Source organism: Micromonospora fulviviridis (assembly GCF_014648395.1).
GTDB lineage: Bacteria > Actinomycetota > Actinomycetes > Mycobacteriales > Micromonosporaceae > Micromonospora > Micromonospora fulviviridis.
Map to the genome: position 1 here is coordinate 91,396 of NZ_BMRA01000004.1, position 12,616 is coordinate 104,011.

Annotated in this window: 14 protein-coding genes; 6 read left to right on the forward strand and 8 right to left on the reverse strand. The window is 73.3% G+C overall.

The genetic code is table 11. The features are described 5' to 3' along the window. Positions 1 to 69 precede the first annotated feature (69 nt). Positions 70 to 1,263, forward strand: coding sequence for an FAD-dependent monooxygenase (locus IEY96_RS11810; RefSeq protein WP_189194872.1), 1,194 nt, complete (start codon positions 70 to 72; stop codon positions 1,261 to 1,263). 4 nt (positions 1,264 to 1,267) lie between these two features. On the opposite strand, the gene IEY96_RS11815 is transcribed toward IEY96_RS11810, so the two are convergent. Then, positions 1,268 to 1,795, reverse strand: coding sequence for an SRPBCC family protein (locus tag IEY96_RS11815; RefSeq protein WP_189194873.1), 528 nt, complete (start codon positions 1,793 to 1,795; stop codon positions 1,268 to 1,270). A 2-nt stretch (positions 1,796 to 1,797) separates the two neighbouring features. Continuing rightward, complete coding sequence (locus IEY96_RS11820; RefSeq protein ID WP_189194874.1) at positions 1,798 to 2,106, reverse strand: ArsR/SmtB family transcription factor; 309 nt, start codon at positions 2,104 to 2,106, stop codon at positions 1,798 to 1,800. Positions 2,107 to 2,193: 87 nt separating this feature from the next. Here IEY96_RS11820 and IEY96_RS11825 point away from each other — a divergent pair, with 87 nt between their 5' ends. Next, positions 2,194 to 3,123, forward strand: a complete 930-nt coding sequence (locus IEY96_RS11825; RefSeq protein WP_189194875.1) for an LLM class F420-dependent oxidoreductase — start codon at positions 2,194 to 2,196, stop codon at positions 3,121 to 3,123. Positions 3,124 to 3,125: 2 nt separating this feature from the next. On the opposite strand, the gene IEY96_RS11830 is transcribed toward IEY96_RS11825, so the two are convergent. Continuing rightward, a complete protein-coding gene (locus IEY96_RS11830) occupies positions 3,126 to 3,365 on the reverse strand; it encodes a hypothetical protein (RefSeq protein ID WP_229791548.1) in 240 nt (79 codons plus the stop codon). Between the two features lie 55 nt (positions 3,366 to 3,420). On the opposite strand from IEY96_RS11830, the gene IEY96_RS11835 reads away from it, so the two are divergent. Both IEY96_RS11835 and IEY96_RS11840 read left to right on the forward strand, forming a co-directional pair. Then, positions 3,421 to 4,185, forward strand: a complete 765-nt coding sequence (locus tag IEY96_RS11835) for a PH domain-containing protein (protein ID WP_189194876.1) — start codon at positions 3,421 to 3,423, stop codon at positions 4,183 to 4,185. Continuing rightward, entirely contained in the window at positions 4,182 to 5,408 is a 1,227-nt protein-coding gene (locus IEY96_RS11840; RefSeq protein WP_189194877.1) for an FAD-binding protein, read from the forward strand. Before IEY96_RS11835 ends, IEY96_RS11840 begins: the two co-directional genes overlap by 4 nt. Before the next feature lie 10 nt (positions 5,409 to 5,418). On the opposite strand, the gene IEY96_RS11845 is transcribed toward IEY96_RS11840, so the two are convergent. Next, positions 5,419 to 6,561 (reverse strand): site-2 protease family protein, encoded by a 1,143-nt coding sequence (locus IEY96_RS11845; RefSeq protein ID WP_189194878.1) that lies wholly within the window; start codon positions 6,559 to 6,561, stop codon positions 5,419 to 5,421. 181 nt (positions 6,562 to 6,742) lie between these two features. On the opposite strand from IEY96_RS11845, the gene IEY96_RS11850 reads away from it, so the two are divergent. Continuing rightward, complete coding sequence (locus tag IEY96_RS11850; protein WP_189194879.1) at positions 6,743 to 7,870, forward strand: DUF3103 family protein; 1,128 nt, start codon at positions 6,743 to 6,745, stop codon at positions 7,868 to 7,870. Positions 7,871 to 8,006: 136 nt separating this feature from the next. Here the strand turns inward: IEY96_RS11850 and IEY96_RS11855 are convergent, their stop codons facing one another. After that, positions 8,007 to 8,426, reverse strand: a complete 420-nt coding sequence (locus tag IEY96_RS11855) for a PIN domain nuclease (RefSeq protein WP_189194880.1) — start codon at positions 8,424 to 8,426, stop codon at positions 8,007 to 8,009. Next, positions 8,423 to 8,632 carry a type II toxin-antitoxin system VapB family antitoxin gene (locus IEY96_RS11860; RefSeq protein WP_189194881.1) on the reverse strand — a complete coding sequence of 70 codons (210 nt, stop codon included), beginning with the start codon at positions 8,630 to 8,632 and terminating at the stop codon, positions 8,423 to 8,425. Before IEY96_RS11860 ends, IEY96_RS11855 begins: the two co-directional genes overlap by 4 nt. A gap of 132 nt (positions 8,633 to 8,764) precedes the next feature. Here IEY96_RS11860 and IEY96_RS11865 point away from each other — a divergent pair, with 132 nt between their 5' ends. Beyond that, positions 8,765 to 10,897: a prolyl oligopeptidase family serine peptidase gene (locus IEY96_RS11865; protein ID WP_229791550.1), complete on the forward strand. Its 2,133-nt coding sequence runs from the start codon at positions 8,765 to 8,767 to the stop codon at positions 10,895 to 10,897. A gap of 20 nt (positions 10,898 to 10,917) precedes the next feature. Here IEY96_RS11865 and IEY96_RS11870 read toward each other — a convergent pair whose 3' ends face one another. Then, positions 10,918 to 11,766, reverse strand: a complete 849-nt coding sequence (locus IEY96_RS11870) for an alpha/beta hydrolase (RefSeq protein ID WP_189194882.1) — start codon at positions 11,764 to 11,766, stop codon at positions 10,918 to 10,920. Positions 11,767 to 11,809: 43 nt separating this feature from the next. Next, a complete protein-coding gene (locus tag IEY96_RS11875; RefSeq protein WP_189194883.1) occupies positions 11,810 to 12,550 on the reverse strand; it encodes a TetR/AcrR family transcriptional regulator in 741 nt (246 codons plus the stop codon). Positions 12,551 to 12,616 lie beyond the last annotated feature (66 nt).

Sequence of the window (12,616 nt, forward strand, 5' to 3'; positions counted from 1 at the left end):
CGGCAGCGTAGCGGATTCTTTGAACAAACGTCTTGCACAAATGTCTAACACGCTTGTACCGTCGGTGGCATGACTGACGTGCTGATCTCCGGCGCCGGCGTCGCCGGCCCCACGCTCGCCTGGTGGCTGCGCCGCCACGGCTTCCGGCCGACGGTCGTCGAGCGCGCCCCGGCGCTGCGCGGCGGCGGCTACAAGGTGGACGTCCGGGGCGCGGCACTGACCGTGCTGGACCGGATGGGCCTGCGCGAGCGGGTGCGCCGGCACGACACCGGAATGCGGCTCGCCCGCTTCGTGGACGCGTCCGGCGCGCAGCTGGCCACCATGGACGCCGCGCTCTTCGGCGGCCGGGAGGGGGACGATGTCGAGCTGATGCGCGGCGACCTGGCCCGGCTGCTCGTCGAGGCCACCGGCGACGTGGAATACCTCTTCGGCGACTCGATCGCCGCGCTGGACCCGGCCGCCGACGGGGTGGACGTGACCTTCGCCGGGGGCGGGCGCCGCCGCTTCGGCCTGGTGGTCGGCGCCGACGGACTGCACTCGACCGTACGCCGGCTGGCGTTCGGCCCCGCCGCGGCGCACCTGCGCCCGCTCGGGCACCACATCGCGATCTGCACCGTCCCCGCCGGCTTCGGCGAGGAGCGGGTCGAGCTGATGCACCCGGCGCCGGGCCGGACCGTCGGCGTCTACCGCACCGCCGGCGCGCCGGACGCCCGGGCGCTGTTCCTCTTCCCGTCGCCCGCCGAGGAGCCGGACCACCGGGACCTGCCCGCCCAGCGGGCGGCACTGGCCCGGGCGTTCGACGGGGCCGGCTGGCGGGTGCCCGAGCTGCTCGCCGCCGCCGCCGACGCGCCGGACCTCTACGTCGCGCCGATGAGCCAGGTGCGGATGGACCGCTGGTCCACCGGCCGGATCGGGCTGGTCGGCGACGCCGGCTACGGCCCGTCGCCGGCCTCCGGGCAGGGCACCAGCCTCGGGCTGGTCGGGGCGTACGTGCTGGCCGCCTCGCTGGCCGAGGCCGGTGGGGACCCGGTCGCCGGGTTCGCCGGGTACGAGCGCCGGATGCGGCCGTTCGTCACGGCGAACCAGCGGCTGGCCGAGCGCAACCTCAAGGGGATGGTGCTCTCGTCGGCCGCGCAGATCCGGTTCCAGACGCTGATGCTGCGCCTCATGCCGCGCCTGCCCGGCCGGGAGCGGATGATCCGCCGGGTCACCGAGCCGATCCGCCGGGCGGCCACCGCGATCACCCTGCCGGACGCGCGCTGACCGGTCAGTCCTTCAGGCGCACGTCGTACGCGGCGCGCAGTTCGTCCCAGCCGAACTCCTTCGCCTCGGCGCCCCGGATCGGGCCGACCGGGTCGCCGTCGAGCAGGTGGCCGGCCACGTCGAGGCAGAGGTGCCAGCCGGCGGCCATGCCGGCGCCCAACGCGCGGTCGTCGAAGCGGTGCCGCAGGGTCAGCCGGGTGCCGGTCGCCGTGCCGGCCAGTTCCCAGCGCAGCAGACCGTCGCCCCAGGTGTATTCGAGCAGGGTGGGTGGTTCGGCCCGCCGCACGGTGGCCGGGGCCGGCCAGCTCCGGTCGCCGTCGACGGTGCTCAGCGTGACCGCGCCGGGCGTGCCCAGGTCGCGGTCGGCAAGGAAGGGCGCCCACTGGGCGAGCCGGTCCGGCTCGGTGAGCGCGGCCCACACCTTCTCCGGCGGATGCCGCAGGTCGCGGACGAGGATCAGGTCCCACCGGTCGCCGGCCGCCGCCCAGGAGACGTCGGCGAGCGGGCCTGGCCGGAAGCTGTCGCGGTCCATGGTCACTCCTGACTGTCGAGATGGCGTTCCAGGGCGTCGAGGTGGTCGGTCCACATTCGCCGGTACGGCCCGAGCCAGTCGTCCACGGCGCGCAGCGGGCGGAGGTCGATCCGGTAGATCCGCTGCTGGGCGGCGGTGCGGCAGGTGACCAGGCCGGCCTCGCGCAGCACCTTGAGGTGCTTGGAGACGGCCGGCTGGCTCATGCCGAGCGCGGCCACCAGCTCGCCCACGCTGCTCTCCGACCGGCGCAGCCGGTCGAGGATGCGGCGTCGGGTGGGCTCGGCCAGCACGGCGAAGGCATCCCCGGACACGCCCCCAATATGCCCCGGTGGTCATATGCCTGTCAAGGAATGCGAGGCGACGGCGCGGCGGGCCGGCCCGCTTCCTATGCTCGGGGCATGGAACTGCGGATCTTCACCGAACCCCAGCAGGGCGCCAGCTACGACCAGCTGCTCGCCGTGGCGCGCCGCGCGGAGGAGACGGGCTTCGGCGCCTTCTTCCGCTCCGACCACTACCTGAAGATGGGATCGGTGAGCGGCGACCCGGGCCCGACCGACGCCTGGACCACCCTCGCCGGCCTGGCCCGGGACACCAAGACCATCCGGCTCGGCACCCTGATGACCGCGGCCACCTTCCGGCTCCCCGGGCCGCTCGCCATCACCGTCGCCCAGGTCGACCAGATGAGCGGCGGCCGGGTCGAGCTGGGCATCGGCACCGGCTGGTTCGCCGAGGAGCACACCGCGTACGGGATCCCGTTCCCGCCGCTGGGGGAGCGGTTCGATCGGCTGGAGGAGCAGCTCGCGGTCATCACCGGGCTCTGGGAGACGCCGGCCGGGTCGACCTTCGACTTCCCCGGCAAGTACTACCCGGTCAGCGACTCACCGGCGCTGCCCAAGCCGGTCCAGCAGCCGCGCCCGCCGATCCTGCTCGGCGGCATGGGCCCGAAGCGCACGCCCCGCCTGGCGGCCCGCTACGCCGACGAGTTCAACCTGCCGTTCGCCTCGGTCGAGGACTCGGCGGCGCAGTTCCAGCGGGTGAAGGACGCCTGCGCCGAGGCCGACCGGGATCCAGCCACCATGACCTGGTCCAACGCCCTGGTGCTCTGCTGCGGCCGGGACGACGCCGAGGTGGCCCGGCGCGCCGCGGCAATCGGCCGGGAGCCCGACGAGCTGCGCGAGAACGGCGCCGCCGGCACGCCCGCCGAGGTCGTCGACAAGCTCGGCCGGTACGCGGAGATCGGCAGCGAGCGGGTCTACCTCCAGGTGCTCGACCTGGCCGACCTGGACCACCTGGAGCTGGTCGCCGCCGAGGTGATGCGGCAGGTCTGAGCTCAGGTCACCACCTCGACCGACCCGTCCAGGTGCCGGGTGACGATCGACCGTCCTCCGGCGGCCCGGGGCGGCGGCCCCGGATGGGGGATCGGGTCGGGCTCGGGTTCGGGCATCGGCGGCGGCGCCGGGGCCGTGGCGTACGCCCCGTCGACCGGCTCGGGGCCCACGCCGGTCGGGTCGATCTCCTCCTCCGACGGATACACGTCGCCACGGAGGGTCGGGTCGCGGTAGCTGCTCATGTCCACAGGGTGCCCTACCGGACGGCGGGGCAACCGCGCCTTGCGCGATTGGCGGATGATGCACCCGGACACCGGGGACGGGAACGGGGGGAACGACGTGGAGCTGCACCGCAACCGAGGGGTCCTGCCGCTGGCCCTCGTCTGCGTGGCGGGCGGGGTGATGGTGCTCGCCGTGGCCGGGGACGGGCCGGTGCTGCGGATGCTGGTCGCCCTGGGAATCGTGGTGATCGGCGTCAAGGTGCTGGTGGGCGCCCTGCGGCCGTTCCGCTGCGTACTCGGCCCGGAGGGGCTGGAGGTGCGCCGGCCCGGCCTGCGCGGGACGTACCGCTGGGAGCAGTTCGCGGCGCTCGCCCTCGACGACGCGGGCCGGCTGGTCGGTGTGCCCGGGGCCGGGCTGCCGCCGGGCCTGCCGGTCACCGCCCGGCACCCACGAGACGGCCGTCCCGGCGTGGAACTGCTCGACCTGACCCAGGTGCGGGAGAATCCCGACGAGGTGACGGCGGCGCTGACCCGGTACGCGGGCGACCGCTTCACCGACGCGCGCAGCCGGCCGGCCGGCGCGGACCTCGACTTCGCGATCGGGCTGCGCGGCTACGACGTCCGCGAGGTGGACCGGCTGGTGCGCCAGGCCCGGGAGGCGCTCGCCCGGGGCGGAGCGGCGGAGCGGCGGGCCGCCCGGACCGAGATCGAACGGGCACGGGCCGCCGGACTCCCGGTTGCGCTGCGCGGGTACAGCACCACGCAGGTGGAGGCGGCGCTGGACGCGCTCCGCGCCGCCCTCGCCGAAGAGACGAGCCCCGATCGGGAGGCCACCGCGTGACCGGCACCAACTGGGCGGGCAACGTTCAATACTCGGCCCGGGCCCACCACCGGCCGTCCACCCTCGACGAGCTGCGCCGGCTGGTGGCCGGCGCGGACCGGGTGCGGGCGGTGGGCACCGGACACTCGTTCAACCGGCTCGGCGACACCACGGGCGAGCAGGTGTCGGTGGCCGGGCTGCCGCCGACCGTCGCGCTCGACCGCGACCGGGGCACCGTCACCGTCGCCGCCGGCCTGCGCTACGGCGACCTGGCCACCGCGCTGCACGCCGAGGGGTACGCGGTGGCGAACCTCGCCTCGCTGCCGCACATCTCGGTGGCCGGCGCGGTCGCCACCGCCACCCACGGTTCCGGGCCGGCCCACGGCAACCTGGCCACCGCCGTGGCCGCGCTGGAACTGGTCACCGCCGACGGCGACCTGCTCACCGTGGACCGCGCCGACCCCCGGTTCGCCGGGCTCGTGGTCCACCTCGGCGCACTGGGCGTGGTCACCCGGCTCACCCTCGACGTGGTGCCCGCCTTCGAGGTGCGGCAGTACGTCCGGCTCGGCCTGCCCCGCGCGGCCCTGGACGACGCCCTCGACTCGGCCTACAGCGTCAGCGTCTTCACCGGCTGGCGCTCACCCCGCTTCGACCAGGTGTGGCTCAAGCAGCGGGCCGACCAGCCGCCGCCCCCGGCGGACTGGCTGGACACCCGGGCCGCCGACACGCCCTGCCACCCGGTGCCCGGCATGCCGGCGCAGAACTGCACCGAACAGCTCGGCGTGCCCGGGCCGTGGCACGAGCGGCTGCCGCACTTCCGGTTCGGCTTCACCCCGAGCAGCGGCGACGAACTCCAGTCCGAGTGGCACCTGGCCCGCTCGGACGGCCCCGCGGCGCTGGCCGCGCTCGACCCGGCGGCCGAGCGGATCGCCGCCGTGCTCCAGGTCTGCGAGCTGCGTACGGTGGCCGCCGACGGGTTGTGGCTGAGCCCCAACCACGAGCGCGACAGCCTGGCCGTCCACTTCACCTGGGTCGGCGACCCGGCCGCGGTGGCGCCGGTGCTCGCCGAGGTGGAGGAGCGGCTCGCGCCCTTCGCCCCGCGCCCGCACTGGGGCAAGCTCTTCACCCGCGACCCGGCCGCTGCCTATCCCCGCCACGACGACTTCCATGCCCTGCTGCGGGAGTTCGACCCGGCCGGCAAGTTCCGCACGGCGTTGCTGGACCGCTACTTCCCGCGCTCCTGACCGGCGAGGGCTAGGAGCGGCCGGCCGCCATCTGCTCGCGCATGCTGCCGCGCTGCACCGCACGGCTGATGTCGCTGGGCGAGACGATCCCGACCAGCCGCTGGTCGGCCACCACGAGCGCCCGGCCGTCGGCGCACTCGCTGAGCCGGGGGAGCAGGTCGGTGAGCTGCTCGTCCGGGTTGGCGAGCACCAGTTCGTCGGCGCGGCAGGAGACCTCGGCCAGGGTGGTCGAGGCGCGCCGGTCGGCCGGGATGCCGCGGACCCGGTCGAGGGTGACCAGCCCGACCGGCCGGCCCTCCTCGGTCAGCGGGAGCGCCGAGTGCCGGTACGCGAAGAGGTAGTGGTCGACGAAGTCGGCGACGGTCATCTCCCCGGAGGCGGTCTGCGGCTGGGGCGTCATCACCTCGGCGACCCGGATGCCGCGCAGCGCGCTGCCCATCCGGGCCTGGCGCTCCTCCATGCCGGCGGCGCCGATCAGGAACCAGCCGATGAGCGCCAGCCAGAGCCCGCCCACCCCGCTGCCGGCCAGGAACTGCCAGAGCCCCAGCCCGATCAGCAGCGCGCCGAGGACCCAGCCGGCCCGGGCCGCCACCACCGACGCCTTCGTCCGGTCGCCGGTGGCCTTCCACACCGCCGCCCGCAGCAGCCGGCCGCCGTCGAGCGGGGCGGCCGGCAGCACGTTGAAGATCGCCAGCAACACGTTGATGCCGGCCAGCCAGGACAGCGAGCCGAGCAGCAGGCCGTGCGCGCCGACCAGGGCGAGCAGCACCGCGATCGCGCCGAAGAACAGCCCGATGATGAGGCTGACCAACGGCCCCACCCCGGCGATGCGCAGCTCGGCGCCCGGGTCGCGGGCCTCGCCCTTCAACTCGGAGACGCCGCCGAAGAGCCAGAGCGTGATCCCCTCGACCTCGATGCCGTTGCGCTTGGCGACCACCGCGTGGGCGACCTCGTGGGCGAGCAGGCCGAGGAAGAAGACCACCGCGGCGGCCAGCCCGGCGGCGACGTACGCCACGGCCGAGTGGCCCGGGTAGGCGCGGGGGAACTGGCTGGCGGACAGCGCCCACGCGATCAGCAGGAAGATGACCAGGACGCTCCAGTTGACCCCGACGGGTACTCCCGCGATCCGGCCAAGCCGGAAGCTCGCCCTCATATCCCCGTCATACCCGTCCAAGTCCCTGCCACACCAGGGCGGAAAGTCCCGGACTATCGCTTGCCGTGCGTCAAGCGAGCATTGACGGCGCGTGCCATTCGCGGATATCTATCCGGTAAGTCGCCGTCAGATCTTTCGATCGCCGCCACGAGCGGTGCCCGGAAGAGGTAGAGGAGTCCAGGTGAATCCACGTACCGTCCGCCGCGCCGCCCTGTCGCTGGGCATCGCGGTCGCCACCCTGACCGCAGCGGTCGCCACCCCGGCGTACGCCCGGCCCGTCCACTCCGCGCCGGCGGCCACCGCCGCCGGCCCGGTGTCCACCGTCCTCGACGGCGTCACCCGCCAGGTCGCCGGGGCCCTCGCCGACCCGTCCGCCCTGCGTCGACTGAGCGCCGCCGTCACCGCCGGCCCGGTGGACCTGCTCGCCGCCCCGGTGAGCGGCCGGCTCGCCGGCGAGCTGCGCGCGGCCAACGAGCGGCTGCTGGTCGCCAAGGGCCTGCCGGCCGGCACCGGCTCGCTGCTGCGGATGCGCCTGGCCCACCCGGACCTGCGTGCGGCGCTGGCGCGGGGCGAGGTCCCGCTGGTCGCGGCCACCCCGACCGACGACGCCGCGGCGAGCGTCGTCGCCCACGACCGCTCCGGCGGCACCGTGGTGCTGGACGCCGCGCGGGTGCCGCAGCGGCCGGTGCTCGTGGTCGAGGTGGACAGCGAGCGGGCGCTCTCCGCCGGGCTGGCGCTGATGCGCGAGCAGTTGAGCGCGCGCGGGATCGGCCCGGCGGCGTCGGCCCGGACCGCGACCGCCGCGCTGACCGCGTCGGGCGGTTACTGGGCCACCAAGGTCGACGCCGTACGGCTCAGCGACGACAAGGAGCCCTGGATCAAGGGCGCGGCCGAGATCTACACCGTCGTCGCCGGGTTCGGGCTGGACGGCAAGGCGAAGGTCGACCTGGTGCAGATGCCGTACCTGGACAACGACGGCACCACGTACTACCCGAACCAGCTCCTGGTGCACTTCTCGGCGTACAAGTACAACCTGGCCGACGCCGTCATGATGGAGGACGACGGGGACACCAACTACTCGGCGCTGGTCAAGGCGATCGCGAACGCGCTGCTGGTGATCGTCGACGGTGGCGCGTACACGCCGCTGGTCAACGCGATCCTGGACGCCATCCCCACGTCCTGGTACACCGACGACCCGGACTTCGTGGACGCCTGGTACACGCTGAGCACCACCAGCAGCGGCCGGAGGTACGGCGCGGGCGGCAACGGCTGGATGGATGTCGCGCCGTACTGGGTCTCGGAACTCTGATCGGCTGGGTCGACGGCCCGCCCCCGACCGACCCGAGGGAGGTGGGCCGTCGACCGGCTAGGGCAGCTCGGGCTGCTCCGGGAGGTGGCGGACGTGACCCGGCCGCGGCCGGCGGTCCGGTGCGGCTGGCGCCGCCCTAGTCGGCCGTTCCAGCCGGAACCACCCAGGCGGTGGGCTGTCCGGTGATCGCGGTGATCAGGTCGAAGTCGCCGTCGTAGTGGAGGACGGTGACGTCGTGCCGTTCGGCCGTGGCGGCAATCAGCAGATCCGCCATGGAGAGCGCCCGGTGGTTGCCCTTGTGCAATGCCTGCACCTGGATGTCGATTGCTCGATCCCAGACCTCGTCGGGCATCGGCAGCCATCGGAAGCCACTCAGCATCCATCGGACGCGCTGTGCATCCTTGGCCGTGCGGGCGCTGTGGATGACCTCTATCTCGATCGCCCCGCACACCGCGAGCAGCCCTCGATCGGAGAGTTCGTCGAGCACCGGGGCCACGCGTGGTCTGGGCCAGCGGGCGAGGGCCGACTTGTCCAGCAGGTAATACTCTCGATTCACGCCGCGTCCGGCTCGGCCGTCTCGACGGGGCCGGTCAGGTCGGGCAGCCCTCCGCTCTTGAGCAGGTCGGCGAACTGCCGCCGCTTCTCACGGTCGGCGACAGCTTTGAGGGCGGCGTTGACGGTGGCTTTCTTGGTAGTGGTGCCGAGGATCTTGCTGGCCTCGGCGAGTAGCTCATCATCCACATCAAGGATCGTTCGGCTCACGGTGACTCCTCCATCAGGCGACACACGCCGATGATATCAATCCGAGTGGTTCTTGATATCACGTCCTCAGTCGCGATGCCGACACGTGTAGTGATGTGAGTGCCGGGGGCAGCGTGCTGGATAGTCGAGCAGGTGACGGCTCTGATGGACGAGGGTGACGATCCGCATCTCTGGCTCGAGGATCTTGATTCTGCGGACTCCGCCAGGTGGGTGCAGAACCGCAACGCGGAGACCACCGCCACGCTGACCGGGAGCGAGCGGTTCAGCGCTCTGCGGACGGAGATCCGGCAGGTGTTGGATGCCGAGGATCGCATCCCCTACCCCGGCTGGCGCGGCGACCACCTCTACTACAACTTCTGGACCGACGCGGCTCATCCGCGGGGGCTGTGGCGGCGCACCACGCTCGACCAGTACCGCCGGCACGAGCCCGAGTGGGAGGTGCTGCTCGACCTCGACGCGCTGGCCGCCGAGGAGGGCGAGAACTGGGTCTGGCAGCAGGTGACGGTGCTGCGCCCCGGCTACCAGCGCTGCCTGATCAGCCTGTCCCGCGGCGGCGCCGACGCCGTCGTCGTGCGGGAATTCGACCTGGCCCGCCGCGCCTTCGTCGAGGACGGGTTCACCCTGCCGGAGGCCAAGAGCAAGGTCTGCTGGATCGACCTCGACCACATCTACGTCGCCACGGACTTCGGGCCCGGGTCGCTCACCACCTCCGGGTATCCACGCGTCGTCAAGCGCTGGCGGCGGGGCACCCCGCTGACCGAGGCCGCCATCACCTACGAGGGCCGCCCGGACGACATCGGCGTCTACGCCTCGCACGACCCCACGCCCGGGTTTGAGCGCGACTTCGTGGGCCGCAGCCTCGACTTCTACCGAACCGAGAACTACCTGCTGACCGGCGCCGGGGAGCTGACCCGGATCGACGTGCCGGAGGACGCCCAGTGGGACGTGCATCGCGAGTGGCTACTGATCCGGCCGCGCTCGCCCTGGACGGTCGACGGGGTGACGCACCCGGCGGGCACGCTGCTGGCGACCCGGTTCGAGGCGTTCCTCGCCGGCAGTCGGGAACTGGCGCTGCTGTTTCAGCCCGACGACCGCACGACGCTGAGCTACCACGTCTGGACCCGGCACCATCTGATCCTGGCCACCCTCATCGACGTGCGGAGCCGGCTGGAGGTGCTCACGCCCGACGGGTCGGGCTGGCGACGCGAGCCGCTCGGCGGGGTGCCGGAGTACGAGCACAGCCAGGTCGTGGAGACCGACCCGGACCACGGCGACGACTATCTGCTCGCCGCGGAGGGGTTCCTGCAACCGGCGACGCTCCGGCTCGGGCAGGTCGGCGGCACGGCGGAGACACTCAAGCGCGAGCCGGCGTACTTCGACGCGGGCGGCCTGACGGTCCGCCAGTTCTTCGCCACCTCCGCCGACGGCACGTCGGTGCCGTACTTCCTGGTCGGTGACCCGGACCCGACCGCCCGGCCGACGCTGCTCACCGGCTACGGCGGGTACGAGCACTCCATGACCCCGGGTTACGACGGAGTCGTCGGGCGCGGCTGGCTGGCCCGGGGCGGCAGCTACGTGGTGGCGAACATCCGCGGCGGCGGGGAGTACGGCCCGGAGTGGCACCGCGCGGCGATCCGGGAGAACCGGCCTCGGGCGTACGAGGACTTCGCGGCCGTGGCCGCCGACCTGGTGATGCGAGGGATCACCACCCCCGAGCAGCTTGGCGTCGAGGGTGGCAGCAATGGCGGGCTGCTGGCGGGCGTGATGCTGACCCGCTACCCGGAGCTGTTCGGCGCGGTCGTCGCGCAGGTGCCCGTACTTGACATGCGGCGCTACCACCGGCTGCTGGCCGGCGCCTCATGGATGGCCGAGTACGGCGACCCGGACCGGGAGGAGGACTGGGCCTACCTGCGGAGGTACTCGCCGTACCACAACGTTCGCGGCGACCGGCGGTACCCGCCGGTCCTGCTGATCACCTCGACGCGGGACGACCGGGTGCATCCGGGGCACGCCCGAAAGATGGCGGCGCGGCTGCGCGAGTACGGGCACGAGGTGGCGTACTACGAGAACGTCGAGGGCGGGCATGGCGCGGCGGCGAACAACGAGCAGTGCGCCTTCATCTGGGCGTTGGCGTGTGAGTTCCTGTGGCGGACGCTGGCGGGACCGGCACTGCAGCCTTTGCCACGCCAAGCGTCGCCGGTCCGCGGGGACAACGCCGACCGCTCGGTGCCGGCGTGGCTGCCGGGTGGACCGGAGGTGCCATAGGTGTGCGCCGTCGGCCCGGCTCAGCGGCGGGGGGCCGTGGTGACCACGGTCGGCGAGTACTCGTTCGCCGCCTCCACGGCCCACTCCAGCGCGAAGTCGGCCTCCTCCTCCCAGCCCGGCTCGCCGCCGACGAAGTGCGACCGCCCCGGGAACTCCCGGTAGCTGGTGATCGCCGTCGAGCCGCGGTAGAGGTTGGCCGCGGCGGACGCCAGCGAGGGCGGCACCACGTGGTCCTCGCCGCCGGTCGTCACCAGCAGCGGCGCCCGGTCGGACCGCTTGGTGTCCGCCGCCGTGGCCGAGTTCGGGTCCACGTTGGCGAACGCCCCCTCGAAGAAGACGTGGCCCGCGGCGGGCACCGCGTACCGCTCCCAGGCGGCGTCCGAGTCCTCGGCGCTGATCGTGTTACCGAAGGTGTAGCGGAAGTCCTCGCGGGTGAACGGCACCGCGCGGTGCCGGTTCGCCGGGTTGCGCAGGATGGGGAACCCGGAGCGCAGGGTGCTGAGCGGTAGCTTCAGCACGCCCTTCACCGCCACGGGGTGCAGGCCGACGACGGCTGCGCCGAGGCCCCGGTCCATGAGCAGTTGGGCGATGAGGCCGCCGAACGAGTGCCCCATGATGATCGGCGGCCGGGGCAGCCCGCGGATGATCGCGGCGTAGTGGTCGACGATTCCGGTGACCCGCTGCGCGGCGATCGGCGTCGGGTCCTCCCGCAGCCGCTCGACGTCGACGTCCATCCCGGGCCAGGCCGGGGTGAGCACCTTGAAGCCGCGCGCCGTGTACCGGTCGGACCAGTGCTCCCAGCTGCGTGAGGTCATCCAGAGGCCGTGGATCAGCACAACCGTGTCGACCCGTCCCGTTGGTGTGCCCATGCCCTGACCTCCCTGGTGCCGCGACGACTGGGCCGGGCGCTGGTTACCCGGCCCGGCCCCCCTCACGCCCCGGCGGGACGTACGTGGCGACGCCCCGGACCAGCAGGTCGACGCCGAACAGGAACCGCTCGTCGCCGCCGCCCTCCATGAGGTCGTCCAGGTGCCCGGTGACGTTCGGGTACGTCTCGGCGGGCAGGTTTCCGTAGTAGGTGCGCAGCTGCTGGGACAGTCCGGCCCACCAGGTCTCCCGGTCCTGCCCGGAGGCCCGCACCTTCTCCTCGTAGAGGGCGCCCTCGTAGGCGTCGCCGGCGATGTAGAGGAAGAGCCGGTCGAGGAACCACGCCGCCGGGCGGGGCGGCACGCCGCCGGCGAACAGGATGGCGAGCATGCCTTCGGTGACCCGCAGCGCGTTCGGGCCGGTCGGGATGGTGGCGAGCGAGGCGAGCGCCAGGTTGGTGTGGGTGGCGTAGACCCGGTACGCCTGAAGGGCCACCTCCCGGATCTGCTCGGTCCACCGGTCCGGCTCCGGGGCCGGCACGACGATCTCGGCGCTGGCCCGGTCGACCAGCAGTTCCAGCAGTTCCTCCTTGCCGGAGACGTGGGCGTAGAGCGAGGCGGGGCCGGTGCCCAGCTCCTGGGCCACCCGCCGCATGCTCAGCGCGCCGAGCCCCTCCCGGTTGATCAGGGCGAGGGCGGCGTCGACGACGGCTTGCTGGCTCAGCGGTCGGCGGGTCGCCCGGCTGCGCGGCCGGGTACGCCACGGGGGCGCGGGGGTTTCGCTCACGGACGACCTCCGGGACGGGGGGCGGACTCGAACATCGTACTTGCTGCGAACGCCGTTCGTTGGTAG